The sequence below is a fragment of the Streptomyces sp. NPDC101165 genome (assembly GCF_044768135.1).
In the GTDB taxonomy this organism is placed as follows: domain Bacteria; phylum Actinomycetota; class Actinomycetes; order Streptomycetales; family Streptomycetaceae; genus Streptomyces.
Genome location: NZ_JBIWPG010000027.1, coordinates 54,876 through 80,523, shown reverse-complemented (window position 1 = coordinate 80,523; position 25,648 = coordinate 54,876). Strand labels below are relative to the sequence as shown.

General features: G+C 72.5%; 26 protein-coding genes and 1 pseudogene. 16 read left to right on the top strand and 11 right to left on the bottom strand.

What is annotated here, in order from left to right; translation table 11 throughout:
- Positions 1-18: 18 nt before the first annotated feature.
- Entirely contained in the window at positions 19-702 is a 684-nt protein-coding gene (snpA, locus tag ACIRVH_RS40530; protein ID WP_403964611.1) for a snapalysin, read from the bottom strand.
- A 187-nt stretch (positions 703-889) separates the two neighbouring features.
- Here snpA and ACIRVH_RS40525 point away from each other — a divergent pair, with 187 nt between their 5' ends.
- The 3 genes from ACIRVH_RS40525 to ACIRVH_RS40515 all read left to right on the top strand — a co-directional run bounded on the left by ACIRVH_RS40525 (position 890) and on the right by ACIRVH_RS40515 (position 4,257).
- A complete protein-coding gene (locus ACIRVH_RS40525) occupies positions 890-1,858 on the top strand; it encodes a LysR family transcriptional regulator (RefSeq protein WP_403964609.1) in 969 nt (322 codons plus the stop codon).
- Between the two features lie 120 nt (positions 1,859-1,978).
- Positions 1,979-2,827: an alpha/beta fold hydrolase gene (locus tag ACIRVH_RS40520; protein ID WP_403964725.1), complete on the top strand. Its 849-nt coding sequence runs from the start codon at positions 1,979-1,981 to the stop codon at positions 2,825-2,827.
- Between the two features lie 113 nt (positions 2,828-2,940).
- Positions 2,941-4,257, top strand: a complete 1,317-nt coding sequence (locus ACIRVH_RS40515) for a hypothetical protein (RefSeq protein WP_403964607.1) — start codon at positions 2,941-2,943, stop codon at positions 4,255-4,257.
- Between the two features lie 36 nt (positions 4,258-4,293).
- Here the strand turns inward: ACIRVH_RS40515 and ACIRVH_RS40510 are convergent, their stop codons facing one another.
- Together ACIRVH_RS40510 and ACIRVH_RS40505 are read right to left on the bottom strand one after the other, a co-directional pair.
- Positions 4,294-5,853 carry a hypothetical protein gene (locus ACIRVH_RS40510; RefSeq protein WP_403964605.1) on the bottom strand — a complete coding sequence of 520 codons (1,560 nt, stop codon included), beginning with the start codon at positions 5,851-5,853 and terminating at the stop codon, positions 4,294-4,296.
- Between the two features lie 242 nt (positions 5,854-6,095).
- Positions 6,096-6,638, bottom strand: coding sequence for a HEAT repeat domain-containing protein (locus ACIRVH_RS40505; protein ID WP_403964603.1), 543 nt, complete (start codon positions 6,636-6,638; stop codon positions 6,096-6,098).
- A 147-nt stretch (positions 6,639-6,785) separates the two neighbouring features.
- Here ACIRVH_RS40505 and ACIRVH_RS40500 point away from each other — a divergent pair, with 147 nt between their 5' ends.
- Positions 6,786-7,436 carry a DedA family protein gene (locus ACIRVH_RS40500; RefSeq protein ID WP_403964601.1) on the top strand — a complete coding sequence of 217 codons (651 nt, stop codon included), beginning with the start codon at positions 6,786-6,788 and terminating at the stop codon, positions 7,434-7,436.
- Positions 7,437-7,442: 6 nt separating this feature from the next.
- Here the strand turns inward: ACIRVH_RS40500 and ACIRVH_RS40495 are convergent, their stop codons facing one another.
- Positions 7,443-8,411, bottom strand: a complete 969-nt coding sequence (locus ACIRVH_RS40495) for a PHB depolymerase family esterase (protein ID WP_403964599.1) — start codon at positions 8,409-8,411, stop codon at positions 7,443-7,445.
- Positions 8,412-8,589: 178 nt separating this feature from the next.
- Here ACIRVH_RS40495 and ACIRVH_RS40490 point away from each other — a divergent pair.
- The 3 genes and pseudogenes from ACIRVH_RS40490 (at position 8,590) to ACIRVH_RS40480 (ending at position 11,071) form a co-directional block, all read left to right on the top strand.
- Positions 8,590-8,684 (top strand): annotated as a pseudogene (locus ACIRVH_RS40490).
- Between the two features lie 129 nt (positions 8,685-8,813).
- The gene (locus ACIRVH_RS40485; protein WP_403964597.1) at positions 8,814-9,929 is read left to right on the top strand and encodes an aromatic acid exporter family protein; all 1,116 of its coding nucleotides are present in this window, start codon (positions 8,814-8,816) and stop codon (positions 9,927-9,929) included.
- On the top strand, positions 9,926-11,071 hold the full coding sequence (locus ACIRVH_RS40480; RefSeq protein WP_403964595.1) for a PP2C family protein-serine/threonine phosphatase: 1,146 nt from the start codon (positions 9,926-9,928) through the stop codon (positions 11,069-11,071). The genes ACIRVH_RS40485 and ACIRVH_RS40480 overlap by 4 nt, the downstream gene beginning before the upstream one ends.
- Before the next feature lie 36 nt (positions 11,072-11,107).
- On the opposite strand, the gene ACIRVH_RS40475 is transcribed toward ACIRVH_RS40480, so the two are convergent.
- Both ACIRVH_RS40475 and ACIRVH_RS40470 read right to left on the bottom strand, forming a co-directional pair.
- The gene (locus tag ACIRVH_RS40475; protein ID WP_403964593.1) at positions 11,108-11,929 is read right to left on the bottom strand and encodes a nucleotidyltransferase domain-containing protein; all 822 of its coding nucleotides are present in this window, start codon (positions 11,927-11,929) and stop codon (positions 11,108-11,110) included.
- 9 nt (positions 11,930-11,938) lie between these two features.
- A complete protein-coding gene (locus ACIRVH_RS40470; RefSeq protein ID WP_403964591.1) occupies positions 11,939-12,289 on the bottom strand; it encodes a DoxX family protein in 351 nt (116 codons plus the stop codon).
- 61 nt (positions 12,290-12,350) lie between these two features.
- Here ACIRVH_RS40470 and ACIRVH_RS40465 point away from each other — a divergent pair, with 61 nt between their 5' ends.
- From ACIRVH_RS40465 to hypA, 9 genes are all read left to right on the top strand, one after another.
- The gene (locus ACIRVH_RS40465) at positions 12,351-13,247 is read left to right on the top strand and encodes a LysR family transcriptional regulator (RefSeq protein WP_403964589.1); all 897 of its coding nucleotides are present in this window, start codon (positions 12,351-12,353) and stop codon (positions 13,245-13,247) included.
- Positions 13,248-13,431: 184 nt separating this feature from the next.
- The gene (locus ACIRVH_RS40460) at positions 13,432-14,988 is read left to right on the top strand and encodes a hypothetical protein (RefSeq protein ID WP_403964587.1); all 1,557 of its coding nucleotides are present in this window, start codon (positions 13,432-13,434) and stop codon (positions 14,986-14,988) included.
- Between the two features lie 57 nt (positions 14,989-15,045).
- Positions 15,046-16,107 (top strand): hydrogenase expression protein HypE, encoded by a 1,062-nt coding sequence (locus tag ACIRVH_RS40455; RefSeq protein WP_403964585.1) that lies wholly within the window; start codon positions 15,046-15,048, stop codon positions 16,105-16,107.
- A 76-nt stretch (positions 16,108-16,183) separates the two neighbouring features.
- The gene (locus ACIRVH_RS40450; RefSeq protein ID WP_403964583.1) at positions 16,184-17,977 is read left to right on the top strand and encodes a nickel-dependent hydrogenase large subunit; all 1,794 of its coding nucleotides are present in this window, start codon (positions 16,184-16,186) and stop codon (positions 17,975-17,977) included.
- Positions 17,970-18,542 (top strand): NifU family protein, encoded by a 573-nt coding sequence (locus tag ACIRVH_RS40445; protein WP_403964581.1) that lies wholly within the window; start codon positions 17,970-17,972, stop codon positions 18,540-18,542. Before ACIRVH_RS40450 ends, ACIRVH_RS40445 begins: the two co-directional genes overlap by 8 nt.
- Positions 18,539-19,135 carry a DUF5947 family protein gene (locus ACIRVH_RS40440; RefSeq protein ID WP_403964579.1) on the top strand — a complete coding sequence of 199 codons (597 nt, stop codon included), beginning with the start codon at positions 18,539-18,541 and terminating at the stop codon, positions 19,133-19,135. The genes ACIRVH_RS40445 and ACIRVH_RS40440 overlap by 4 nt, the downstream gene beginning before the upstream one ends.
- A 21-nt stretch (positions 19,136-19,156) precedes the next feature.
- A complete protein-coding gene (locus ACIRVH_RS40435; RefSeq protein ID WP_403964577.1) occupies positions 19,157-19,363 on the top strand; it encodes a hypothetical protein in 207 nt (68 codons plus the stop codon).
- 59 nt (positions 19,364-19,422) lie between these two features.
- Positions 19,423-19,572, top strand: a complete 150-nt coding sequence (locus ACIRVH_RS40430; protein WP_386578740.1) for a hypothetical protein — start codon at positions 19,423-19,425, stop codon at positions 19,570-19,572.
- Positions 19,573-19,579: 7 nt separating this feature from the next.
- Entirely contained in the window at positions 19,580-19,936 is a 357-nt protein-coding gene (gene hypA, locus ACIRVH_RS40425) for a hydrogenase maturation nickel metallochaperone HypA (protein WP_403964575.1), read from the top strand.
- A 58-nt stretch (positions 19,937-19,994) separates the two neighbouring features.
- Here the strand turns inward: hypA and hypE are convergent, their stop codons facing one another.
- The 5 genes from hypE to hypB all read right to left on the bottom strand — a co-directional run bounded on the left by hypE (position 19,995) and on the right by hypB (position 25,648).
- Positions 19,995-20,984, bottom strand: coding sequence for a hydrogenase expression/formation protein HypE (gene hypE / locus ACIRVH_RS40420; protein WP_403964723.1), 990 nt, complete (start codon positions 20,982-20,984; stop codon positions 19,995-19,997).
- Between the two features lie 103 nt (positions 20,985-21,087).
- Entirely contained in the window at positions 21,088-22,233 is a 1,146-nt protein-coding gene (gene hypD, locus ACIRVH_RS40415; RefSeq protein WP_403964573.1) for a hydrogenase formation protein HypD, read from the bottom strand.
- On the bottom strand, positions 22,230-22,520 hold the full coding sequence (locus tag ACIRVH_RS40410) for a HypC/HybG/HupF family hydrogenase formation chaperone (RefSeq protein WP_403964571.1): 291 nt from the start codon (positions 22,518-22,520) through the stop codon (positions 22,230-22,232). Before ACIRVH_RS40410 ends, hypD begins: the two co-directional genes overlap by 4 nt.
- A 3-nt stretch (positions 22,521-22,523) precedes the next feature.
- Positions 22,524-24,926 (bottom strand): carbamoyltransferase HypF, encoded by a 2,403-nt coding sequence (gene hypF / locus ACIRVH_RS40405; RefSeq protein WP_403964569.1) that lies wholly within the window; start codon positions 24,924-24,926, stop codon positions 22,524-22,526.
- On the bottom strand, positions 24,923-25,648 hold the full coding sequence (hypB, locus tag ACIRVH_RS40400) for a hydrogenase nickel incorporation protein HypB (RefSeq protein ID WP_403964567.1): 726 nt from the start codon (positions 25,646-25,648) through the stop codon (positions 24,923-24,925). The genes hypF and hypB overlap by 4 nt, the downstream gene beginning before the upstream one ends.

Sequence of the window (25,648 nt, the reverse complement as noted above, 5' to 3'; positions counted from 1 at the left end):
AGCGCGCCTTGTCGCGGGTCAGTGCACCTTGTTCAGCTTGCCGAGCGCCTTGGCGAGGCCGTTGGCCCACAACTGGTTGACGCGGGCGCGCTCGGCCGCGTTCGGGTAGCGGTTGGTGCAGGAGGTACCCGGGCCGCCGCCCGACATCAGTTCGCTGCACGGGCCGCTGTAGTGGTCCGGCAGCCCCAGCACGTGACCGGTCTCGTGCGCGGCGACGCGGATCGAGTCGTACTGCCGGTTCTGCGCGTAGTCGAGGAAGATGTAGCCGCTGCCGTGGCCGTCCGTGGAGGCGTAGGACCCCTCGGGGTCGTTGCCCTCGTAGTAGGCGAAGTCGGCGCCGCCCGAGGTCGCCTGCAGCTTGACGTTCGAGACGGAGCTGTTCCATATCGACGCGGCGCTCGATATCTGCGAACGGAAACTCGGCGCCTGGGAGGCGTCGTAGTAGACGGTCACCGACCGCAGGCTCGGGTGAGCCGCCTGCTTCTTGGCGACCGAGGCCAGCACGGCCTCGAAGAACGCCTTGTTGTTGCCCGTCGCACCGGCCGGGCCCGTGTAGCGGGCGTGCGGCGTGGCGGTGGAGCCGGTGGTCTGGGCGCTCGCCGGGATCGCGGTGCCCAGTGCAGCGAACGCCAGGCCCAGGCCGAGCGCCAGCGCTCTCCTGGAGGCCTTCGCGGCAGGGGAGGACGTACGGGTCGACGTCATGTGGGGGGTGCTCCTACTCGTTCGTGTGGGGTGGTGAACGATGGGTCGACCCTGAGTTTCCGTCAGCCCGGCGGTCGGCGGATGATGGCAACCGGGGATAGCCGCCGGCTATCACGCCCAACTCCAGCCGTTCCGTTGGCTTTTGAACATCTGGCGTCTCATCAGCCCCTGCCCTTACGCTCCGTACATGGAGCTCGAGGTGAGGCACTTGCGCGTTCTGTGCGCCATCGCCGACGCCGGCAGTCTGCACCAGGCCGCTCGCGAACTGGGCATGGCCCAGCCCTCGTTGAGCACCCAGCTGAGCCGCATCGAGCAGACGCTCGGCGGCCGGCTCTTCACCCGTGACCGTACCGGCAGCCGCCTCACCCCGCTGGGCCACCTCGTGGTCAGCCGCGCCCGGCCGCTCGTCGCCGAACTCGCCGCGATCGTGGCCGAGACGAGGGCAGCGGCCGCTCGTGCCGCGGGCGGTCCGCGACTGCGCATCGGCGCCACGGCCAGCCGGGCACTGCCGGGCTGGCTCCGCCGGTTGCGCGCCCGGGTCCCGCCGGTCGAGCCCAGCCTCCAGATGGACGTGTCCGCCAACTCCCTGCTGCGGATGGTCGCCGAGGGCAGGCTCGACCTGGCCTTCGTGCACGAGGTCGAGGGCAGCCCGCTGCGTGTCCCGGCCGGGCTGCGCCTGCGGGTCCTGGTGGAGCGCGAACCCCAGTTCGTCACCCTGGCCGCCGACCACCCCGCGGCGGCGCAGCGCGAGATACCCCTGACCGACCTCGCCCGCGAGCGCTGGATGATCGACTCCACGGTCGACGGCGAATGGGACGGTCTGTGCCGGGTGCTGCGCAAGGCCGGGATCGAACCCGACCTGCTGCACGGTGACTATCTCAGCGCCTACTCCCTGGCCGCCATCGGCGAGGTCGTCACGGTCAGCCAGCCGACCGCACGCCCCCGTCCCGACCTCGCCATCCGGCCACTGCGGGGCGACCCGATAGGGGTACGGCTGCTGCTCGCGGCCCGGACAGCAGCCGAACTGGACAACGGTGTCGCGGAGTTGGAGGAGGCCTATGGGGAGGCGGCCCAGCAGGCCCCGGCGTATCAGGAATGGCTTGAGCGCAGAAGACCCGGACGACCGGCCCGGCCGCTCCGCTCGGTGGGGACCTGAGAGTGTCGGACCTACGGACTGTCGCCCGACCGGCCGAGCGATGAGTTCCGGAAGTCCGCGGGGTCAGTTACGCAGCCATGAACCCGGCACCCGCCCGGAAGGACCCGCGCTGTGACGAACATCCACGTGACCGAATCCGACCTGGAACTGCCCGACGGGCGCAGACTGCACGTCTACGACACCGGCGTCGGCGGATCCGGCGCTCTCCCCGTCTTCTGGCATCACGGCACACCCAACGTGGGCCTGCCGCCCCGGCCGCTCTTCCCCGCCTCCGCCCGGCTCGGGGTCCGCTGGGTGTCGTACGACCGTCCCGGATACGGCGGTTCGACCCCGCTCGACGGCCGCGGCATCGCCTCGGCCGCCACCGACGTCGCCCACATCGCCGATGCGCTCGGCATCGACCGGTTCGCCGTCATGGGTCACTCCGGGGGTGCCTCGCACGCCCTGGCGTGTGCCGCCGTACTGCCGGAGCGGGTGCTCGGCGTGGTCGAGGTGTCGGGTCCGGCCCCGTTCGACGCCGAGGGGCTCGACTGGTTCGCGGGCATGGCCACGTCCTGCCGGGCGTCACTGACCGCGGCCGCGGCGGGCCGCGAGACCAAAGAGCGGTACGAGGCGGAGGCGGTGTACGACCCCGAGATGTTCACCCCGGCCGACCACGCGGCCCTGGCCGGTGACTGGTCCTGGTTCGAGGAAGTCGTCAAGCCGGCCGTGGCCGCCGGTCCGGGCGGGCTCGTCGACGACGACCTGGCCTACGTCCACGCGTGGGGCTGCGACCCCGGGTCGGTCACCGCGCCGGTCCTCGTCCTGCACGGGGGTCGGGACAGGATCGTGCCGAGCACCCACGGCGAGTGGCTGGCGAACCGCTGCCCGCGCTCGGAACTCCGGCTTCGACCGGACGACGGCCACCTCTCCGTCCTGAGCGAGGCGGCCGCGGCCCTGGAGTGGCTGGTTCGCCGCGCGTGGCAGTGACCTCCGGTCGGGCGCTGTACAACCATCGGGCGGCGACGGAGGTCTCCTGTGCGGGAACGCGCGTTCCCGCACAGTTCAGCTCTCCGTAGCAGCCGATTCATACAGAGGAATTCATGCCCGCCACGTTCTCCGGCCCTCGTGTACTCCGCCGGACCGCCGGTGCCGTCGGCGCCGTCGCCCTGATCGCGCTCGGGGCCGCGCCCGCCGGCGCCGCGGACGCGAGACCCGGTCTGGTGCTGGGCAAGATCGCCCCGACCGACGGAGTGCGCCCCGGCAGCGAGTTCAAGGTCCCGGCCTCCTTCACCAACACCGGCACCGCGGCTCTCGACAAGGTCTGGATGTCGTACTCCGTCACCCGCGGGCTCAGCCACACCGAGGTGCCCTCCAACTGCCTGCGCTACGAGATCCCTTCCTTCGACGAGGCACCCAGCTCCTCGGACGTGGTCTGCGAGTTCGACCAGCAGGTGAAGCCCGGCGTCGTCTACGCACCCGACCGGACACCGACGCTGAAGGCACTCGACCGCGCCCTCTACGACGAGTTGCGGGTGACGGTCGCCACGTACGACCCCGCGTTCACGGACGCCGGGCCGCCGCCCGTGCGAGGTACGGGCCCGGCGGTGAAGCTGGTCGAGCGGCCCGACGAGACCCCGGCCGCACCCGGCTCCGCCCAGCACGAGGAGTGGGACGCGGCGACCGTGAAGGTGACCGCGAAGAACACGGCCGACTTCCAGGTGACCGGCGCCCGGCTGAAGGGCAAGGTCGGGGACACGGTCCCGCTGGTGGTGAAGTTCACCAACGCCGGGCCCGGCTGGGTACTGCGGGAGATCGGCGCGGGGGCGACCCGCGTGCGCATCAAGGTGCCGGCCGGTACGTCGGTCGCCAAGACCGACGGGTTCTGCAACAGCGTGGGGTCGCGGACGTACGAGTGCGGCACCAGCGAGGCGTGGGTCGACGAGAACAGCGGCGAGACGTACGAGTTCCGGCTGAAGATCGACAAGGTGGTGTCCGGGGCCAAGGGCTCGGTGGCGCTCGCGGGAGAGCCCCGGCCGTTCGACACCGACAAGTCCAACGACACCGCGGACATCCTGCTCGACGTCTCCGGTGACGGCTCCACGGGTGGCAGCGGCTCGACGGGCTCCACCGGGGGCTCCGCCTCGGGGTCCACCGCCGGTTCCGGTTCCAGCACCGGCTCCGGGTCGGGCTCCGGTTCCGGGTCGGGCTCCGGTTCCGGGTCGGCTTCCGGCTCCTCCTCCAGCACCACGGGCGGCACCGCCACCACCGGCACCTCGGATCCCTCCGGCACGGGCGGCAACCTGGCGAGCACCGGCACCGGCTCGGTGCTGCCGCTCACGGCGGCCGCGGCCGGCGCCGTGGTCCTCGGCACGGGCACCGTCCTGGTGGTACGCCGTCGCGCCGGTCGACGGCGCTGACGAGCTGCGGGGCGGGCCTCGGCCCGCCCCGCACGGTCAGTAGCTGGAGCCCAACGTCTGTGTCGTGTAGGCGCATTCCGTGTAGATGTATCCGGGCCGGAGCTTGGCCGTGTCCGAGGCCGGTGTGGCGGTGCTGTCGCCGTGCGGCTTGTGCACGAAGTACGTGGTGCCGACGGGGAGAGTGAGCGTCCGCTGCGGGTAGTTCTTGCCACCGTTGCAGGGCTTGAAGCCGATCCTCAGCGTGTCGGCCAAGCCGTACGACTTGCAACTGCCGCACCCCTTGAGCGTGAAGCTGCCGGTGACCGGTCCGGTGTAGAGGACGGTGACGTCGTCGGGGCTGTCGTTCTTGACCGTGACGGTGATGCTGCCGCCGGACGCGGTGGTGGGCAGCTTCTTCCCGGCGGCCGGCAGGGTCTGGGCCACCTCGGCTCCGATGGCGATCTTCTTGGCCCGGTCCCGGTTCTTGCCGCTCTTGTTGTCGGAGGCGTACTCCTCCATGGTCTTCTGGGCCGCGTCGAAGTCGCCGTCCTTGTACTGGTCGACGCCGCAGGAGTACTCCCCCGCGTCACCGCTCCGGCCGGCCCGGTCGGCGGACTTCGTGAGACCGTCGGCCGCGTTCCCCACCGACCCGGAGAGGTCCGTGATCCGGGTGTTCAGGTCGTGCAGCTTCGCGACGGCGGTGCAGGGGGCGCCGCCGTCGACGTCCTTCTCGGCCTTCTTCACCGCCGCGTCCAGTGCGGGTGCGACCTTGGTCGCCGACTCGGACCGCGGGAAGGTGGTCAGCAGGTCGTCGAAGCGTGCGACCCAGTCGGCCTGACCCCCCGTCAGGCCCGCCCGTCCGCACTCGTACAACGAGGTGGCGAGTCGGTCGTCGGGCCACTGGCTGAGCGAGCCGAGTTCCTTCCTCGGCATGAAGCGGGGGACCGTACGCAGGTACTTCAGCGGCTCGATCGCGTCGCAGTACTCCTGGTGTCCGTAGGCCGCGCCGACCGTGGTGTAGAAGCTCCGCATGCGGTCGGGTACCTGGTCGGCGGCGCGGGTGCCGGAGTGCTCGGCCGCCAGGTCCCGGTAGATCTCCAGGGCCGCGCCGTAGTCGCCCCGGGCGGTGGCGAACCTGTGCCGGCCGGCCTTGGTCACCAGATGGTCGGCCCGGTCCAGGCGGTCGAGGAGCGCCTGCTGCACGGCTTCCTCGTGCGCGTCGTCGTACCACACCACGCCACCTGCCGGTACGGCGAGCAGCAGCACGCCGAGCAGCAGCGCGAGGTGTGCTCGGCCCGGCCAGGTGAGCCGGGTGCGCAGTCCGGCGACCACTCCGTGGACGGCGGCGGCCAGCAGGAGCAGGACGTAGACGGTGAGTGCGGCCCCCGGGACGCCGTCGGCGTCGGCGGGCAGGGCCACGAACAGCAGGACGACGGTCGCCGCCAGGCAGGCGGCCGTCAGGACCCATCTTCGAAGGAGCGCGTACCCGAGGCCGAGTCCGCTCAGGTTGAGCACTGCCACGGCGGCCGCCCGCCGGCCGTCCGGCGGCGCGGGCGGCGGAGCCGAGGGCATCGGTGGTACGGCGAACCCCTGGTACGGACCGTACGGATCGGACATGCTGGTCTCCCCCCGTCAACTGCCCCCGAAATACTGCGGATCGGCAGTGTAAGGCTGGGGCCGAGGACCTGACAGAGGGTGTCCGGACAATGGGCCGGCCGGGGCGGAGGGCCTGGTGACGGCGTGGCAGGGCCCTCCGCCCGCGCCTGCCGTCAGCCGCGCAGGGCGGCCATGTTGCGGTAGCCGATACTTTTGCCACTCTCAGGACAAAGGGAGAAGGCCCGACCCTCCGGCCCTGCAGGTCACCCGGGCGGGCGCGGGGCCGTCCGTTCGTGGACGGCGCCGCCGGGAAGGAACCAGCCCGCCTTCTTCCGGACGGCCGGGCTCGGGTCCTCTGCGTGCGACCTGTCGAGGGCTGCGCGTGCGCGGGCGTCGGTGTGCACGAACTTGCCGACGAGTTCGACGGCCATCGCCCGGACGTGCGGATCGGGGTCGGCGGCCAGGCGCCGCAACCCGGGACCGAGCACCCGGTCCACGCCGGGGGCGCAGGTGTCGCCCTTGCACCGGTCGCACGCCAGTGAGTGGAGCGCGGCGCCCCTGACCCGGGCGTCGACGTCGTCGGCCATGGCGATCAGCTGCCCCATGGACTCGCCGTCGACCAGATGGTCCAGGAGCCGGCAGCAGCCCGCGCGGACGGCCGGGTCGTGGTGGCCCAGGCCGGCACGGACGGCGTCCACGGCGGCGGAGGCGCGGCGCAGCGGCTCACGGTGGGCCGCCACGGCACGCTGCGGGTCGCCCAGGCAGGAGACGAGAGGGTCGTTGTCGGTCCTGACGAATCCGAGCATGACGTCAGTCTCGGGGCGGGTGAAGGAGCCCGCAAAGGAGTTTCCCGCCCGTTGCCGTCCCGTCCACCCCGTTGTCCGGGCACCTGGACCGCGGCCACGTGACACTTGAGGGAAGCGACGGACGAACGGGGCCGGGAGGCGAGGGCGGTGATCGCGGTCAATCCGACCGACAGCGCCTCGCTGCTCGCTGCCTTCGGCGCGCTGGGCGTCCTGGTGGTGATCTTCGCCGAGTCGGCTCTGCTGGTCGTCGGCTTCTTCCTGCCGGGCGACACACTGCTGTTCCCGGCCGGTGTGCTGTGCGCGGCGAGCGCTCAGCACGCGCCGCGGCTGGTGCTGTGGCAGGTGCTGCTGTGCGCGGCCGTCGGCGCCGTGGCGGGCGGCCAGGTGGGCTATCTGCTCGGGCGGCACGGCGGGCGGCCCCTGCTGGCCCGCACCTCGCGGCCGCGGGTGAAGGAGGTCACGGCCCGGGCGGAACGGATGCTGGCCCGCTACGGATACCGCAAGGCGCTGGTGATCGGCCGCTTCGTCCCGATGCTGCGCTCCGTCCTGCACCCGGCGGCCGGCGCACTCGGCGTTCCCGTGCGGACGTTCACCGTCTGGCAGACCATCGGCGGCCTGCTCTGGTCCCAGAGCCTGGTGCTCGCCGGATATCTCCTGGGTTCCTCGGTGTCCCACGTCGACGAGTACCTGTTGCCGCTGGTCGCGCTCATCGTCGCCGCCTCCCTGCTGCCCCTGCTGGCGGAGGCCCGCCGAACGCGGCGCGAACGGCGGGACCGCTCCGGTCAGGCCGGGAGTTGACCGTGGTCAGCCGAGGCCCCAGGCGAGGCCGAGCCGGTAGGCGGCGCACAGGTGGACGTCGAGGACGTACGGGGCCGTGGTCCCGCACCCGGTCGCCGGGTCGACGGGCTGCCCGTGCCCCATTCCGGTGATGCCGTAGGTCTCCACCACGGCCTGTCCCGAGGGGGTCCGGTAGACCTGGTGCGGGTACCCCGCCACGGTGTCGGAGACGTCGGCGCTCTGATCGGCGCCCTGGACGTCGGTCCACTGCCTGACCAGGTCCGTCATGTTCGACGGCTTCACCGTGCCGTCCGCCGAACCCTGGAAGACGGTGACCGTGGGCCAGGGGCCGGTGTATCCGGGGCGGGCCCCGCGGACGCGGTCGCCCCACTGGGCCGGTGTCTGGTTCGCCCACCCGTACATGCACGGGTAGGGTCCACCGGCCGCCGCGGAGCAGCCGTACGGCAGCCCGGCCACGATGCCGGCCGCCCGGAACTTCTCCGGGTACGTCGCCGTCATCACCGCCGTCATACCGCCGCCGGCGGACAGGCCGGTGACGAACACCCGCGAGGGATCGCCCCGGACGTCGGCGAGTTGGCGGTCCACCATCTGCGCGATGGAGGCGGCCTCGCCGTCCCCGCGCTCGATGTCCCCGGCCTGGAACCAGTCGAAGCACTTGCTGATGTTGTTGCTCGTGGACTGCTGCGGGACCACGACGGAGAAGTGCCAGCGGTCCGCGAGCGTGGTCCAGCCGCTGTCGACGGCGTACCCGGCGTCCTGAGTGCAGCCGTGCAGGGCGACGACGACGGGGGCGTGCGCCGGCAGGTCCGGGGGGTCGTAGCGGAACATGCGCAGCGCACCGGGATTGGGACCGAACCCGGTGACTTCGCCGAGGGAGGCGGCAGCGGCCGCCGTGCGGGGGGTGAGGAGTCCGGCGGCCAAGGCGGCCACGAGGGCCACCAGGGCGGTTGTCAGGCGTGCGGCTCTGGTCTGCATGCCCGGAGATGCTAGGAGCCCGGCACGGCTGCGCTTATGGGGCCGGACCCCATAGTGCGGTCGCCGCAAGTGGGCACGGCAGGGGGCTCGGCACGTCAGCAAGACGTCACCGTCGCGTCAGCGGGGCCTGGCACCGTAGTTGATGTGAACGGCACGGGAAACCGGAAGCCGGACACGGGGAGAGGTGCCCGGAGCGGCTGATCGGGGACCTACGAGCACGCCTCGAGGTCGGGCCCCACGGGGCCCACGCAGGTTCGAATCCTGCCCTCTCCGCCGACCACAAGCCTGATGCGCTCCTCATTTGCCAGATGCCCCATTTGTCCGATTACCCTGGGGGGCTGTTGCCTCGAACCCGTCCAGGCGGGCTCGGGACGTCCGGCAGCGGGAAGGAGCACGAAAGGCATGCGCAGCGCACGGATATCCGCCCTCGCTATGCCCTTCGGACGAGCCAACTGTGCCGACGCCGCTCGGGCGACGGTGGCGGCAGGGCTGACCTGGCAGGTGTGCGTGAACCTGCTGCATACGCCCCACCCCTATGTGGGCGCCGTGGCAGCACTGCTCATCGTCGAGGCGACGGTGGTGCGCACGATTGCCGCGGCGACCCGGTACGCCGCGGGATGCCTGCTCGGCGTGGTCGTCGCCGTACCCGCCGCCCTGTACGTCGAGCCGGGCATGGCGGGTCTGGGACTCGTCGTCTTCGCCTCCGTCCTGCTGGCCCGGCACGAGCTGCTGGGCCACCAGGGACTGCATCTGCCGACGACGGCCCTGATCACCTTCGCCCTGGTCCGGGGCCGGCATCCCGCCGAGGTCGGCTCCCACCTCGCGGAGATCATGCTGGGCATCGCGTTCGGCCTGGCGTGCAGCGCGTTGCTGTTCCCGGCGGTACGGGTGCGGTCCGCGGAGCACGCCGTGGAGAAGCTGCGCACCTTGCTCGCCTACCACCTCGACGGTCTGGCCGACGCGGTCGCCCGGCGGGAGCGGCCGCGGAGCGTCCTGGGCTCCGGCTGGGAGCGCGAACTCGACGTCGCGGTGGCGGAGGCCCGTACCGCCGTGGACGAAGCGCACGAGAGCGTGCGCTGGAATGTACGGCCCACGGCTCGGCGCCGCCGCTGGCACCTGGACCGTCGCGTCATGCGGACGCTGGCCGACGTGGAACAGCAGGTGTGCGCGGCCGGACGACTCCTCGACACGCGACCCGAGGTGAGCCGGCCCGGCTCACGGGGCGAGGGCACTCCCGCCGCCGACGGATTCGCCGGGCCGTACGCACGGTTGCTGCGCACGACGGCCCTGTGCGTCTACGGCTGCCGGGGCGGGCGGCCCCACCCCGCACTGCCGGCGGCCCGTCACGCCCTCGCCCGCCTCGACAGACCCGACCGTGCTTCACCGGTCGACCGCGAGGCGGACCGCCATCTCGTCCATCACCTGGACGCGGTCCTGTCCTGCCTGACCACGTCCGTACCCACCCCGACCCGGCAGCACCGGGTGCTCAGCCCGCTGCGGCCCTCACAGCGACGATGACCTCTCACCCCACGGATCACCCGCACGACGACACCGCACCCACCGACATCACCGGCCGTACCCGGCCCGCCTGGAACCGGCTGCCTCTCACCCTGGCCCCCGTCCTGCTCCTGGCGGTCGTCGCCCTCACCGACCTGCTGACGCCGGACTGGCTGCACGTCTCGCCGGTGATGGCAGCGGTGCCGGTCCTGGCCGCCGCCCTGCTCCCCGTGTGGGCGACGGCGGCCCTCGCCTGCGCGGCGCTCTGCGTGACAGCCCTGCTGCAGATGGTCGCGGGTCAGCTCGGCCGCCCGGACTCGGACGTCATCCTGGGGACCCTGGCCGTGGTCGGGCTCGCCTCCCTCGCCACCTGCTCGCTGCGCCGGCACCGGGAACGGCAGCTGCGCCAGGTCCGCTCCGTCGCGGAGACCGCACAGCGTGCGCTGATGCACCCGCTGCCGGGCCGGATCCGCTCACTGGCCCTGTGCGGTGTGTATCTGCCGGCCGAGTCGGAGGCCCGGATCGGCGGCGACTTCTACGAGGCGCTGCAGACGCCGTACGGCACCCGGATCCTCATCGGCGACGTGCGGGGCAAGGGACTGACGGCCGTCGGGGCCTCCGCGAACCTGCTGGGCGCGTTCCGGGAACTGGCCGACCGTGAGGCGTCCCTGGCCAAGGTGGCCCAGGGCCTGGACGAGCGCGCCCGACGGCAGATCGCGGCGCGGGACGGCCAGGGCACGCAGGCGCTGTTCACGGAGCGGTTCGCGACCGCCCTGCTGGTCGAGTTCCCGCCCGGCGAGGCAGTGGCCCGCATCGTCCACTGCGGTCATCCCGAGCCGCTCGTCGTGCGCGCGGGCCGGGTCCAGGCCCACCCGCCCGACCGGCCCGGGCCACCGCTCGGACTCGGCGACCTCCTGGCCGCGGAACCGGTCGCGACGACGGTGCCGTTCGCTCCGGGCGACCGGCTCCTGCTGTACACGGACGGATTCATCGAGGCCCGGGACCGCCGGGGCCGGTTCTACGACCTCCCCGCGCACGCCCGTACCCACGCGGACCGCCCGCTGCCCGCCCTGGTCTCCGCCCTGCGCCGAGCCCTCCTGCACCACGTCGACGGGGACCTCGGCGACGACGCGGCGCTGGTGGCGCTGGAGCGGCTGCCGTGAGAGCGCCTTCAGGCGTCGAGGGGCGAGCTGCGAACGTCAGGGGCCGAGCCGCCGGCCCTCCTCGATCGCCGTCGCGGCGAACTCGATCGTGTCCCGCAGGCGCGCGATGGGCTCCCCCTCGTACGCGGAGGCGGCGGCGCCTTCACGGATCCGCAGCGCTTCGTGGACGATCGGCTGACGGCGCTCGCCGAAGGCGGTCAGGGCATGGTGCCCGGCGCCGGTCTTGGAGGTCAGCCGGTCGGTGGCCAGCAGATGGTGCAGTCGCGCGACACCGAGGACGAACCACTCGGTGACCCACTCGCCCCGCCCGGCCGGGCCGTCGTGGACCCACTCCTGACCCGCACGGAGTTCATCGAGTTTCGGCTTCCAGTACTCGTCGAGGTTGGCGTGACTGTACGTGCGGAGCGCGGTCCGGTCCCTCCACACGTCGTCCGCTGTCAGCCGGGGGCCGCGCACGGTGACGGCTCGCTCGGCGAGCTCGTGCCAGGTCACCGGGTTGCGACCGAAGTGACCTGCGGGCCGGAAGTCCCATTCCTGGACGCACGGCACGTCCGGGCAGTCGTAGGGCGAGCCGGCCAGATCAGCGTGCGTGACGTGCAACCCGTCGAAGTACGGCCGTGGGTGACGACTCCTCAGCTCCGCGAAGACCTCGCGGAGCGCGTCCACCGCCTTCCCCGAAGGCCGCTCGCTCAGCACCGCCAGGAAGTCGATGTCGCTGCGTCCGGGACGGAAGTCGCCGTACGCGAGCGACCCGTGCAGATACAGGCCCTTGACGAGTCCGGGGACGGCCTCGTCGGTCAACTGCAGGTAACTCTGGCCGGATTGGCGTACCTCGTCGGGCAGCGACAGTGGCGTCATGGCGCCACGCTAGACGATCACGGCCATCGTCAGCGCTCCCGAGGCCAGTACGAGGAACAGGCCCGGGAAGGCGATGTTGTGGAGCACGCGTGCCCGTACGTGGACGGCCAGGGCTCCGATGTAGAACAGCACCAGGCCGAGACCGGCGGCGACGCCCAGGGGGCGAAGGCCCAGCAGTCCCAGCAGGAGTCCCGCGGCCCCGGCCGCCTTCAGCAGGGCCAGGGGCGGGAGCCAGGCCGCCGGCACGCCGACCTCACTCGAGTTGGCGAGGACGAACGGCGCCCCGGCGAAGTCGGCCGCCGCGATGCCGGCGTTGGCCAGGACGGCCGCACAGGTGACGAGGACGTAGGCGAGTTCCATGCCCCCACCCTCTGCGGGAAGCCGACACACCGTCCAATACCTGTGTCTATAACCTGATGGAATGGATGTCGACACCCGCCTCCTGCGCTCCTTCCTGGCCGTCGCCGAGGACGGCAGCCTCACCCGGGCCGCCGAGCGCGTGTACGTGTCCCAGCCGGCCCTGACGAAACAGATCCGGCAGCTGGAAACCCAGCTCGGTGTACGGCTGTTCGACCGCTCGCGGGCCGGGATGGCGCTGACCGGACCCGGCCGGGAGCTGGCGCGCCTCGCCCCGAAGGTGCTCGCGGCGTGGGACGACGCCCTGCGCGCCACCCGGGCCGCCGACCGGCAGGCCTCCCGGGTACTGCGGGTCGGGTTCCTGGCGAGCGCGGCCAACGAGGCCACGCAGGAGATCGTCGCCGCGTTCGCCCGACGCCGGTCCGGGTGGCGCGCCGAGCTGCGCCAGGCGGCCTGGACGAACCCGAGCGCCGGTCTGGCCACCGGGGACGTGGACGTCGCACTGTTGCGGCTGCCCTTCCCCGGCCAGGAAACCCTGCGCGTCGAGCCGCTGTTCAGCGAGGCGCGCTGGGTCGCCCTGCCCACCGCGCACCCGCTGGCCGCGCGCGACACCATCGCCTTCCGCGAGCTGTGGGACGAGCCGTTCGTCGCCGCCCCGCAGGAGACCGGCGCGTGGCGCGACCACTGGCTGGCCGCCGACGAGCGGGAGGGCCGGCCCGTCCGCGTCGGCGCGGTCACCGAGCAGCCCGACGACTGGCTGAACGCCATCGCCAACGGGTACGGGATCGCCCTCGCCCCCCGGTCCGCCGCACGGTTCTACGCCCGGCCCGGCGTCGTGTACCGACCGGTCACCGGGGTGAGCCCGACGCACGTCGGCGTCGCGTGGGCACCCGACGACGACCGCAATCCGGTCGTGCAGGACTTCGTCCGCTGCTGCCTCGACCTGGCAGGACAGGTGTGAGCGCCGGCCCGGACCGGTGACCCGCTCGGGCCTCCCGCACACTCCGAGCCAGCCGAGCCCGCACCTCGCACGTGACCTTGTCCCCCGCCCGGCCCAATCCCGGTCCGCCGGAAGGGCGAGCACCCGTGAGGGGTGTGACCGTGGTGGAAGGGATCGGCGGGTGCACCTGTGGCGAGGAGGCGGAATGGCCGAGACGGGCGGCGTGAGTGGCGTGGCGTGTACCGCCGTGGCGGGAGACGACCCGTCCGGCGACGCCTTCGCGCAGGTGACCGCGGTCGCCGATGCCGTCCTCTACGAGGGCTATCTGCTCTACCCGTACCGCCGCTCCTCGGCCAAGAACCGCGTCCGCTGGCAGTTCGGGGTGCTGTTGCCCCGGGAGTGGGTGGAGGCGGACGGGCCCGTGACCCCGGGCCTCTCCGGTTCCGCGGACTCCTGGTACCAGCAGACCGAGTGCCTGGTGCGGGTGCGGCAGCCCGGAGCGGTCGTACGGGTGCGGGTGCGGTACCTGCAGATGCAGCACAAGCAGGTGCAGGCGGCCGGTGCGGACGGGCAGTACCGCCCGGTCGAGTCGCTGCGGACCGACGACGGGACGGCCCATCTCACCTTCGACGAGGCGGTGCCGCACGAGATCGGTTTCGAGTGGCCGCTCGCCGATCTGCTGCGCGGCGAGTGCCGCGCCGAGGCCGGGGCGCCGCCCGGTGAGCGGACGGAGCCGCTGCCCGGGGGTGCCGGGCGCGTGGTGCGGCGACGCGAACAGGTCCGGGCGCGGACCACGGTCGTGGCCGAGCGGATCACCGACGACGTGTGCCGGCTGCGGGTGCGCACCGAGAACACCGGGCGCGCACCGGATGCCCGGGCAGCTCGGAGCGACGCCCTGCGGCATGCGCTGCTCGCCGCGCACACCCTGCTCGGCGGCGCGGGCGTGGAGTTCGTCTCGCTGATCGATCCGCCCGCGGAACTGCAGGCCCCCGTGGGCGACTGCCGTAACGCGTTCACCTTTCCTGTCCTGGGCGGCGAGCCGCAGGAGACGGGACCGGTCGGTCGGGTCGTCCTGTCCTCCCCGATCATCCTCCCGGACCGTCCGCAGGTGGCGCCGGAGAGCCCGGGCGACCTGCACGACGCGGCGGAGATCGACGAGATCCTGACGCTGCGCACGATGCTCCTGACGGACGAGGAGAAGGCCGAGGCGCGGGCCACCGACCCGCGGGCCGCGCAGATCCTGGACCGCGTCGACAGCATGCCCCAGGAGGTCTTCGCCCGGCTGCACGGCGCCATCCGCTCCCTGCGTCCCGTCACGCCCGCCGCCGTCGCCGAGGACCCGGTCGAACGGCCCGCGTGGTGGCAGGAGGGCGCCGACGAAGGGCTGTCCCCGACGACCGACACGGTGCTCGTGGACGGCGTACCCGTCGGCGGCGGCAGCCGGGTGCGGCTGCGGCCGCGCGGCCGGGGTGCCGACGCCCAGGACATGTTCCTGGCCGGCCGGACCGCGCAGGTGGCGGCCGTGTTCCACGACGTGGACGGCAGCGTGCACCTCGCGGTGACCGTCGACGACGACCCCGCGGCCGAACTGCACGGCTGGTACGGCCGTTTCCACTACTTCCGGCCCGACGAGGTCGAACCGCTCGCCGACGCGCACGCGCCGGGTCCCGCCGACCCGGTCCACCCACCCCGGCCGCAGTCCCCGCGGCCCCGATGTCCGGCCGACGGGCCGGAGGAGGGACGGCTCGATGGACGCCCCTGACCTGCCCGCGCACGCCACCCACCGACTCCCTGACCGACCGCAGCAAAGGCGGACGACATGACCACCCAGACCAGTGCCACCCAGGAGCGCGACGCGATCGACGAGATCCACATCCTCTGGATCTCCGAGGGCATGAGCTGCGACGGCGACACCGTCTCCCTGACGGCCGCCGACCAGCCTTCCCTCGAGGACGTGGTGCTCGGTCTCATCCCGGGCCTGCCGAAGGTCAACCTGGTCAACAAGGTGCTCTCGCCGAGCCTGGGCGGCGAGGACTTCCTCGCCCCGTACCGGGCGGCGGCGCGCGGCGAACTGGGCCCGTTCATCCTCGTCATCGAGGGTTCGATCCCGAACCAGAACATCATCGAGGGCGACGGCTACTGGACGTCCTTCGGCAACGACCCGGAGACCGGCCAGCCACTGCCGCTGAACTGGTGGATCGACCGCCTGGCGCCCAAGGCCTGGGCGGTGGTGGCCGCCGGCACCTGTGCCGCCTTCGGCGGCATCCACGCCATGGCCGGCAACCCCACCGGCTGCATGGGCCTCGCGGACTACCTGGGCTGGGAGTACAAGTCGCAGGCCGGGCTTCCGGTCGTCAACGTGCCCGGCTGTCCCATCCAGCCCGAGAACTTCATGGAGACCCTGATCTGGGTGCTCCAGCACGCGGCCGGTGCCGCTCCCCCGCCCCCGCTGGACCACATGCTGCGTCCGCAGTGGCTGTTCGGGAAGACCGTGCACGAGGGCTGCGACCGGGGCTCGTACTACGAGCAGGGCGACTTCGGCCTCGACTACAACTCGCCCAAGTGCCTGGTGAAAACGGGCTGTTGGGGGCCGGTGGTCAACTGCAACGTGCCCAAGCGGGGCTGGATGGCCGGGATCGGCGGCTGTCCGAACGTCGGCGGGATCTGCATCGGGTGCACGATGCCCGGCTTCCCGGACGCGTTCATGCCGTTCATGGACGAGCCCCCAGGGGGCACCCTGTCCTCCCTCGTCATCAAGCCCTACGGCGCCGTCATCCGCCGCCTGCGCGGCCTGACCAACGACATGGTGAACCACGAGCCCAAGTGGCGCCACAACAAGCACAAGCTGACCAGCGGTTACGACCCGCGCTACCGCCCGTGACGCTGGCCCCGACGCCGCCCGTCCCGCATCCCGCCATCGACCCGCCGTACCCGAACAGCAAGGGGCAGTACCGCAGATGACGACCACCCAGTCCCGGTCCACCAAACGCAAGCCCGCGCAGATCGTGGACATGTCCTGGGATCCGATCACCCGGATCATCGGCAACCTGGGCATCTACACGAAGATCGACTTCGCCAACCGGGAAGTCGTGGAATGCCACAGCACCTCGTCGCTGTTCCGCGGCTACTCGGTGTTCATGAAGGGCAAGGACCCGCGCGACGCGGGCTTCATCACCTCACGCATCTGCGGCATCTGCGGCGACAACCACACCACGTGCTCCAACTACGCCCAGCAGATGGCCTACGGCGTCAAACCCCCGAAGCTGGCCGAGCACATCACCAACCTCGGCGAAGCGGCCGAGTACATGTTCGACCACACGATCTTCCAGGACAACCTGGTGTTCGTGGACTTCTGCGAGGCGATGGTCAAGGCCACCAACCCCGCTGTCCTGGCCCGCGCCGAGCGCACGAACGCGCCCCGCGGGGACGTCCACGGCTTCAGGACCATCGCCGACATCATGAGGGCCTTCAACCCCTTCGAGGGCGAGGTCTACAAGGAGGCGCTGAAGGTCAGCCGGGTCACCCGGGAGATGTTCTGTCTGATGGAGGGACGGCACGTCCACCCGTCGACGCTGTACCCGGGCGGCGTCGGCACGATGCCGCAGCCCAACACCTTCACCGACTACCTCAGCCGGCTCATGCGCGTCATCGACTTCGTCAAGAAGGCCGTGGCGATGAACGACGACGTCTTCGACTTCTTCTACGAGGCGCTGCCCGGCTACGAGGAGGTCGGCAAGCGCCGCATCCTGCTCGGCTGCTGGGGCGCCTGGCAGAACCCGGACGTCGTCGACTACCGCTACGCGACGATGAACGAGTGGGGCAAGGCGATGTACGTCACCCCCGGCATCGTCGTCGACGGCGAACTGGTCACCAACAACCTGGTCGACATCAACCTCGGCCTGCGGATCATGCTCGGCAGCTCCTTCTACGAGGACTGGGTCAACGAGCAGCCGTTCGTCACCCACGACCCGCTCGGCAACCCCGTCGACATGCGTCACCCGTGGAACCAGACCACCGTGCCGGTGCCGCAGAAGCGGGACTTCGACGGCAAGTACAGCTGGGTGATGAGCCCGCGCTGGCACCACTCGGGGACCGGCGAGCACCTGGCCCTCGACACCGGCGGCGGGCCCCTCGCCCGGCTGTGGACGACCGCGCTGAGCGGCCTGGTCGACACGCCGTACGTGAAGGCCACCGGCAGCAGCGTGCGCATCTCGCTACCCAAGGGCGAGACGCTGCCGGAGACCACGCTCGAGTGGCACATCCCCAAGTGGAGCAACACCATCGAGAGGGACCGTGCCCGGCCGTACTTCGTCGCCTACGCCGCCGCCATGGCCCTGCAGTTCCTGGAGGAGGCGATGGGCATGCTCCGCGACGGCGACTCCAAGGTGTTCGAGAACTTCGAGGTGCCCGACGAGGCGATCGGCTGCGGCTTCCACGAGGCCGTGCGCGGTGTCCTCTCCCACCACCTGGTGATCCGCGACAAGAAGATCGCCAACTACCACCCGTACCCGCCGACCCCGTGGAACGCCAGCCCGCGCGACATGTACGGCACCCCGGGTCCGTACGAGGACGCCGTCCAGGGCCAGCCGATCTTCGAGGAGAACGGGCCCGACGACTTCAAGGGTGTCGACATCATGCGCACCGTGCGCAGCTTCGACCCCTGTCTGCCCTGCGGGGTGCACATGTACATGGGCAAGGGCAAGACGCTGTCGACCGTGCACTCGCCCACGTACGGGGCCGGCCATGCCTGATCCCGCCGTACGGCTCCCGGATCCGGCGGTGGAGGCGCGGCTCGCCCGGCTCGACGAGGTGCTGGCCGGACTGGAGTCCGCGCCCGGTCCGGCCGCCCGTGAGGCGCTGGAGTCGGTGACGCTGCTGACCGAGGTCTACGGCGAGGCGCTCGCCCGGGTTCTGGACCACGCGGACGAGCGGCTGTGCGAGCGCCTGGCCGACGACGAGCTGCTCGGGCACCTGCTGGTGCTGCACGCCATCCACCCCGAGTCCGCCGAAGCGCGGGCCGCCCGCGCCGTCGAGCGGCTGCGACCCGCGGTCCGCGAGCGCGGCGGCGACCTGGAGTGGTCCGGTGTCGAGGGGCGGGTGGCCCGGGTCCGGGTGAGCACCGGCGGCGGCTGCGGTTCCGGGTGCGGCAGCGGGTCGGCCGACGTCACCGCGGCCGTCCGCGCTGCGGTGCTGGCCGCCGCCCCGGAACTGGAGACGGTGGAGCCCGTCGCCGAAGAGCGGCGGGCGGCCCCGGCCTTCGTACCCCTGACGACGCTGACGCGCCGGACCGCGCAGCAGCCCCCGGAGTCACGGTGATCACGGACGGGGCACTGGCCCGCGTCATCCGCTCGGCGGCCGACCGCACGGCGACCGGCGAGCCCGAAGTGTGCGAGCTGTGCGCCGCCCCGGTGGCCGACGCGCACCCCCACCTGTACGACACCGAGGCCACCGAGGTGCGGTGCGTGTGCGGCCCGTGTTCGGTGCTGTTCGCCGAGGACGGGGCGGGCGAGGGGCACTACCGGCTCGTGCCCCGGCGCCGGCTGCGGCTGCCGCCGATCGACACGGCGGTGCTGGGCGTGCCCGTGGGCCTGGTGTTCTTCGTGCCGCGCTCCGACGGCACGGTCACCGCTCAGGGGCCGAGCCCGGCCGGTGCCATGCGCTGGGAAGTGGACGCGGCGGCCTGGCAGCGGCTGACCGCCACGTTTCCGCAGCTCGCTTCCATGGCACCCGACGTGGAGGCACTGCTGATGAACACCGTGCGGGGCCTCGACGAGCACTGGATCGTGCCGGTCGACGACTGCTTCCGGATGGTCGCCCTCGTCCGCCGCGAGTGGCGGGGCCTGTCCGGTGGCGACGGGGTCTGGCCGGCCGTGGAGCGGTTCTTCGCGGAGCTCACCGAGCGTTCGTGAGGACCTGGAAGGAGAACAGACATGGGCAGCATCAGAGTGGGCCGCCCCCAGGCGAAGCCCGACACGCCCAGCCATGTGCCGGGCCTGCACCAGGGCAACCGGGGCCCCTACCAGCACCAGAGCGGACACCACGAGGACGGCACCGCCGACGCGCGCCGCTCCACCGGGATCCACTGGAAGCGGCATGACGCCCTGCTGGACGTGATGCCGAACATCTCACCGGGATGAGAGAGCAGGGAGTGAGCGTGAACCAACGCTGCCGAACAGCGAAGAGAGCGAGGTCGGCGATGTCCGGACGTCAGGTGCTGCTCGCACAGGCCGCTCTGGTGGGCGGTCTGGCACTGGCCCTGTTCCTGAAGGAGCTGCCCGGTGTGGTGCGCGAGCTGCGGATCTACCGGATGACCGGTGGCGTCCGCGCGAACCGCCGCTACCCCTGATCCGGCCGTGCACGAGCTGTCGATCGCCACGGCGATCGTGGAGCAGGCCGAGGAGATCGCCCGCGCGGACGGCGCCGACGACGTCTCGTCGGTGACCGTCCGGGTCGGCGAGCTGGCCGGTGTGGTGCCGGACGCGCTGCACTTCGCCTTCGAGGTGGCCCGCGACGGTACGGCCCTCGCCGCGGCCCGGCTCGTGGTCGAGCAGGTGACGGCGCGGGCCTGGTGCGGCGGGTGCGCGGAGGAGTTCGCGGTCGGCATGCCGCCGTTCTTCTGGTGCCCGCGCTGCGACCGGCCCTCGCAGGACCTGCGCAGCGGCAGGGAACTGGAGATCACGGACGTCGAGGCGGCCGCGGTCCGGCCCTGACGGCAGTCGGCCCCGCCGGAGCTCGGGCTCCGGCGGGGCCGACTGCTGTCCGGGCCGCTCAGCAGATACGGGGCAACTGCTCCCCCAGTGGCAGGTCCACCACCCGGGTGCCGCCGAGTCCGGTGGCCACGACGACCATGCCGGGATGCTCCTCGACGCAACTGCCGATCAGGGTCGCGCCGGTGCCCTGCGGATGGGCGCGCATCGCCGCGAGCACGGCCTCGGCCTCGTCCCGGGGCACGAAGGCGACGAGCCGGCCCTCGTTGGCGACGTACAGCGGGTCCAGGCCGAGGAAGCCGCAGGCGTTGGCGACCTCGTCCGGGACCGGGATAGCCCGCTCCCGCAGCCGTACGCCGGTGCCGGAGGCGCGGGCGATCTCGTTGAGCGAGGCGCCGAGCCCGCCCCGGGTGGGGTCGCGCAGCACGTGGATGTCCCGGGTGACCGCCAGCATGGCCTCCACCAGGCCGGCCAGCGGCGCGGTGTCGGAGGCGATCTCGACCCCGAACTCCAGCCCCTCCCGCACGCTCATGATGGCGACGCCGTGCAGGCCGATCGGTCCGCTGACGATGACGGCGTCGCCGGGCCGGGCGCGCTGCGGGCGGATGTCGACGCCGTCGGGGACGAGGCCGACGCCGGCGGTGGTGACGTAGACGCCGTCGCCGTGCCCGGACTCGACCACCTTGGTGTCGCCGGTGGCGACGGTGACACCCGCCGCCTCGGCCGCCGCCCCGATGGCGCGGGCGATCCGCCCGACGACGGCCAGTTCCACGCCCTCCTCCAGGACGAAGGCCGTGGAGAGGTAGGCGGGGCGGGCGCCGCTCATCGCCAGGTCGTTGACGGTGCCGTTGACCGCGAGGTCGCCCAGGCAGCCGCCCGGGAAGAACAGCGGCCGTACGACGTAGGAGTCGGTGGAGAAGGCCAGCCGGACGCCGCCCAGCTCGAGGACGGCCGAGTCGGTGAGGGCGGCCAGGGTGGGGTTGCCGTACGCGGGCGCGAAGACCTGCTCGATCAGCTCGGCGGACAGCGCGCCGCCTCCGCCGTGCCCCATGACCACGACCGGCTGGTCGCGCAGGGACGCCGGGCAGGTCCAGTTCGCGGGGTCGACGGCCGCTTCCGTCGCTTCGGCCGCGTCGGCCGCTTCGGTGGCGAGGTCAGCCAACGGGGTTCATCTCCTCCTGCGGGATGCGGGATCCCTGCCGTGCCGGGGTGTCCGTCATCCGGCGGTACAGGTAGTAGGCGGCACAGGCGCCCTCGCTGGAGACCATGGTGGCGCCCAGTGGGGTGCGCGGGGTGCAGGTCGTGCCGAACGCGGCGCACTCGGTCGGCTTGATCAGGCCCTGCAGCACCTCGCCGGCCCGGCACGCGGCGGGCTCCTCGGTGCGGATGCCGGCGACGTCGAAGCGGTGCTCGGCGTCGTAGGCGCGGAAGGCGTCGGTCAGGCGCCAGCCGCTCACCGGGATCCGGCCGATGCCGCGCCAGTTGCGGTCGGTGACCTCGAACACCTCCTCGATCATGCGCAGGGCCGCCGGGTTGCCCTGCTCGCGCACGGCCCGGGGGTAGGCGTTCTCCACCCGGTGCTCACCGCGCTCCAGTTGGTGGACGGCGCGGCGGATGCCCTCGAGGATGTCCAGCGGTTCGAAGCCGGTGACGACGAGCGGGACCCGGTGCTTCTCGGCCAGGTCCGGGTACTCGGCGGTGCCCATCACGCTGCACACGTGCCCGGCGGCGAGGAAGCCCTGCACCCGGCAGGCGGGCGCCGACATGATGGCGTCGATCGCCGGGGGGACCCGGACGTGGGACACCAGCAGGCTGAAGTTGTCCACGCCGAGACGGCGGGCCTGGTGCACGGCCATGGCGTTGGCGGGGGCGGTGGTCTCGAAGCCGATGGCGAAGAAGACGACCTGCCGGTCCGGGTTCTTGCGGGCGAGGTCCAGGGCGTCGAGCGGCGAGTAGACCACCCGTACGTCACCGCCCTCGCCCTTGACCCGGAACAGGTCCCGGCCGGTGCCGGGCACCCGCAGCATGTCGCCGAAGGAGCAGAAGATCACGTCCCGGCGGGCGGCGATCTCCAGCGCCTTGTCGATCACGTCGAGGGGCGTGACGCACACCGGGCAGCCCGGACCGTGGATCAACTCCACTTCGTCCGGCAGGAGTTGGTCGATGCCATGTCGGATGATGGAGTGGGTCTGGCCGCCGCACACCTCCATCAGCGCCCAGGGGCGGGTGACGGTGGCGCGGATCTCGTCGAGCAACCGGCGTGCCAGATCCGGGTCGTTGAACTCGTCGATGTACTTCACTGGACCTCGCTCCCGTTCTCCTGCCGGGCAGCCTGCTGCCAGGCGTCGCCGAACTCCTCCTCCAGCAGACCGAGTTGCTCGAACAGCTCCAGGGACGCCCGGGCCGACTCCTCGTCCAGGCGCTGCAGGGCGAACCCGACGTGGACGATCACGTACTCCCCCACCCGCACATCGGGCAGGTACTCGAGGCACGCCTGCTTCCGCACTCCGCCGAAGTCGATCAGACCGGTGAGCGGGTCGGCGCCGTCGTCGATGGCCACGACCTTGCCGGGCACTGCCAGACACATGGGTCACTCCGTCTCGTGGTTGGTTGCTGTTCCCGCGACCATGAGCTGACCGAGCGCCAACCCGCCGTCGTTCGGGGGTACTTCGCGGTGCCGCAGGACCGTGAACCGGTCCGCGGCCAGCAGGGCGGCACACTCCTCCTCCAGCAGGGCGTTGGCGAAGACGCCTCCGGTGAGGGCGACCGTGGTCAGGCCGGTCGTTCCGCGGGCCCGCCGGCAGATCTCCGTGACGGCCCGGGCCACACCCCGGTGGAAGCGGGCCGCGAGCACGGGGGTGGGGGTGCCGCGCCGCAGGTCGGTGAGGAGAGCCTGCAGCGGGGGTGCGATCTCCCACCTGCCCGCCCGGTTCAGTCGGCCGAGAGACTCACCGGCCGGGGCTGCGTGGGGTGGCGGGAGGGTCCGGAACCCGAAGCGGTACGCCCTGGTGTCCGCATGCCATGCCTCCGTCGCCGCGGCCTCCAGTTCCAGCGCCGCCTGCGCCTCGTACCCCGCGCGGTGGCACACGCCGACCAGAGACGACACGGCATCGAAGAGGCGGCCCATGCCGGACGTCGGGACACATGCCACCTGACGTTCCAACTGTCGCCGCAGTACGGCGAGTTCGGACTCGGAGCACGCGGCGGCACTCGGCAGGTCCCGCTCCCACGGCAGCCCCGCCGCCCACAGTCGGGCCAGCGCCAGCCGGCAGGGGTTGGCGACGCCCGCGTCCCCGCCGGGCAACGGGGCCGGGGTCAGGTGGGCGAAGCGCAGGTAGCCGGTGTAGTCGGCGAGCAGCACCTCGCCGCCCCACACGGTGCCGTCGTCGCCGTACCCGGTGCCGTCGAAGGCGACGCCGATGACGGGTGCGGTGCCGTCGAGGCCGTGTTCGGCCATCGCCGAGGCGATGTGGGCGTGGTGATGCTGGACCAGCGTCGGCGGCTGAAGCCCGAGTCGGGACGATCGTGTCCGTGCCCAACCCGTCGAGTGATAACCGGGGTGCCGGTCGGCGGCCACCAGCCGCGGGGTGACTCCCGTGAGGCGGCCGAGGTGCCGTTCGGCTCTCTCGGCCGCTTCGAGGGTGGCCAGGTCACCCATGTCGCCGATGTGCGGCCCGAACCAGGCGAGGTCTCCCTCGCCCAGGCAGGGCGCGTTCTTCAGGTCGCCGCCGACCGCGAGCGTGGGACGGACCGGGAGCGGGAGGCGCAGCGGGCGGGGGACGTAACCGCGGGAACGTCGGAGCACCTGTTCGGTGCCGTCGGGGCGGATCCGCAGGAGGGAGTCGTCGCACGGGGAGGCGATGGGCCGGTCGTGGGCGAGCCAGGCGTCGGCGAGTCCGGCCAGTCGGGTCAGCGCCTCGGCGTCGTCGGTGACGATGGGCTCGCCGGAGCGGTTGCCGCTGGTCATGACCAGTACCCGGGGGCCGGGAGGATCGCCGGGCAGCCCGAACAGCAGGGTGTGCACGGGGGTGTAGGGCAGCATCACGCCCACGTGCGGGCTGCCGGGGCAGACCTGGTCGGCGAGGCGGAGCCCGTCCGCGGGGGTGCGTCTGCGCAGCAGGACGATGGGGCGCCGGGCGCCGGTGAGCGCGGCCCGTTCGGCGTCGGAGAGGGCCGCGACGCGCTCCGCCGTGTCGAGGTCGGCGCACATCACGGCGAAGGCCTTGCCGCCGCGCTCCTTGCGGGTGCGCAGCGTGGCGACGGCGCTCGAGTCGGTGGCGTCGCAGGCCAGGTGGTAGCCGCCGACCCCCTTCACGGCGACGATCCGGCCCGCGGCCAGCAGCGCCCGCGCCGTGGCCAGGGCGTCCGCGTCCCGGGCCGGGCGCACACCGGTTCCGTCGGCTGGGATCAGGCGGAGCCGCGGGCCGCAGTCGGGGCAGGCGACGGGCTGGGCGTGGAAGCGCCGGTCCTCGGGGGCGCTGTACTCCCGGGCGCAGGCGGGGCACATCGGGAAGCCGGCCATGGTGGTGGCCGCTCGGTCGTACGGCATCCCCGTGGCGATGGTGAAGCGGGGGCCGCAGTGGGTGCAGGTGATGAAGGGGTGACGGTGGCGGCGGTCGGCCGGGTCGGCCAGCTCGCGCAGGCAGTCGGCGCAGGTCGCGGTGTCCGGCGGGAGCAGGGTCCGGCCCGCCGACCGCTCGGTGGGCCGGATGGTGAACGGGCCGCTGGTGCCGGTGGCGGGGACGTCCTCGCTGCCGACGCCCGTCACCGCCGCCAGCGGGGGTGGCTGCTCCGTCAACCGGTCGAAGAACCGGCCCACTTCGCCCGCCGGGCCCTCGACCTCGATGAGCACGCCGTTCGCGGTGTTGCTGACGAACCCGGCCAGCTCCAGGTCGGCGGCCAGCCGGTGCACGTACGGCCGGAAGCCGACCCCCTGCACCGTGCCGCGCACGGTGATCCGGCGGCGGACCGGGCCGGTGACGGGAGCGGTCACGAGACGGGGGCGGAGGCGGGGTGGTGGTGCCCGTGGGGATGCGGGGCGAGCGGCGGCCGGTGCGGCGGGGCTCCGTGCCGGGCGGCGAGGGCGTGGGCCAGGAGGGTGTCGACGCCGTCGCCGGTGCGCGCGCACGACCGTACGATCTCCACCCCCGGGTTGACCCGCTGGACGTTCGCCCGGAAGGTCATCTCGTCGAAGCCGGCCGGCTCGGCCAGGTCGGTCTTGGTGACGACGACCAGGTGGGCCGAGCCGAACGCGGTCGGGTACTTCAGGGGTTTGTCCTCGCCCTCGGTCACCGCCATCAGGACGATCCGCAGGGTCTCGCCGAGGTCGTACGAGGCCGGGCAGACGAGGTTGCCGACGTTCTCCACGAAGAGCACCGCGGTGTCCGCCGGCAGCCAGCCTTCCAGGCGCCCGCGTACCTGCCGGGCCTCCAGATGGCACAGTCCGTCGGTGAGCAGCTGCTGGACGGGGGCGCCCGAACGCGCCAGCCGGACGGCATCGTTCTCGGTCGCGAGATCCGCGGTGAGCGCGGCGACCGGAACGCCGCGCTCCACCGCTCGGGCCAGGATCCGCCCGAGGATCTCGGTCTTGCCGCTGCCCGGGCTGGACAGCAGGTTGACCACCGTGACGCCCTGTCGCGTCAGATCGTCGCGCAGGCTCGCGGCCAGGTCGTCGTTCTTCGCCAGGACGGCCTGCTTGACGTCGGACCGGCACAT

Coding starts and splice junctions, on each gene's coding strand:
- snpA (WP_403964611.1), bottom strand. CDS start 702: ATGACGTCGACCCGTACGTCCTCCCCTGCCGCGAAGGCCTCCAGGAGA.
- ACIRVH_RS40525 (WP_403964609.1), top strand. CDS start 890: ATGGAGCTCGAGGTGAGGCACTTGCGCGTTCTGTGCGCCATCGCCGAC.
- ACIRVH_RS40515 (WP_403964607.1), top strand. CDS start 2,941: ATGCCCGCCACGTTCTCCGGCCCTCGTGTACTCCGCCGGACCGCCGGT.
- ACIRVH_RS40510 (WP_403964605.1), bottom strand. CDS start 5,853: ATGTCCGATCCGTACGGTCCGTACCAGGGGTTCGCCGTACCACCGATG.
- ACIRVH_RS40505 (WP_403964603.1), bottom strand. CDS start 6,638: ATGCTCGGATTCGTCAGGACCGACAACGACCCTCTCGTCTCCTGCCTG.
- ACIRVH_RS40495 (WP_403964599.1), bottom strand. CDS start 8,411: ATGCAGACCAGAGCCGCACGCCTGACAACCGCCCTGGTGGCCCTCGTG.
- ACIRVH_RS40485 (WP_403964597.1), top strand. CDS start 8,814: ATGCGCAGCGCACGGATATCCGCCCTCGCTATGCCCTTCGGACGAGCC.
- ACIRVH_RS40480 (WP_403964595.1), top strand. CDS start 9,926: ATGACCTCTCACCCCACGGATCACCCGCACGACGACACCGCACCCACC.
- ACIRVH_RS40475 (WP_403964593.1), bottom strand. CDS start 11,929: ATGACGCCACTGTCGCTGCCCGACGAGGTACGCCAATCCGGCCAGAGT.
- ACIRVH_RS40470 (WP_403964591.1), bottom strand. CDS start 12,289: ATGGAACTCGCCTACGTCCTCGTCACCTGTGCGGCCGTCCTGGCCAAC.
- ACIRVH_RS40465 (WP_403964589.1), top strand. CDS start 12,351: ATGGATGTCGACACCCGCCTCCTGCGCTCCTTCCTGGCCGTCGCCGAG.
- ACIRVH_RS40460 (WP_403964587.1), top strand. CDS start 13,432: ATGGCCGAGACGGGCGGCGTGAGTGGCGTGGCGTGTACCGCCGTGGCG.
- ACIRVH_RS40455 (WP_403964585.1), top strand. CDS start 15,046: ATGACCACCCAGACCAGTGCCACCCAGGAGCGCGACGCGATCGACGAG.
- ACIRVH_RS40450 (WP_403964583.1), top strand. CDS start 16,184: ATGACGACCACCCAGTCCCGGTCCACCAAACGCAAGCCCGCGCAGATC.
- ACIRVH_RS40445 (WP_403964581.1), top strand. CDS start 17,970: ATGCCTGATCCCGCCGTACGGCTCCCGGATCCGGCGGTGGAGGCGCGG.
- ACIRVH_RS40435 (WP_403964577.1), top strand. CDS start 19,157: ATGGGCAGCATCAGAGTGGGCCGCCCCCAGGCGAAGCCCGACACGCCC.
- ACIRVH_RS40430 (WP_386578740.1), top strand. CDS start 19,423: ATGTCCGGACGTCAGGTGCTGCTCGCACAGGCCGCTCTGGTGGGCGGT.
- hypE (WP_403964723.1), bottom strand. CDS start 20,984: ATGGGGCACGGCGGAGGCGGCGCGCTGTCCGCCGAGCTGATCGAGCAG.
- ACIRVH_RS40410 (WP_403964571.1), bottom strand. CDS start 22,520: ATGTGTCTGGCAGTGCCCGGCAAGGTCGTGGCCATCGACGACGGCGCC.
- hypB (WP_403964567.1), bottom strand. CDS start 25,648: ATGTGCCGGTCCGACGTCAAGCAGGCCGTCCTGGCGAAGAACGACGAC.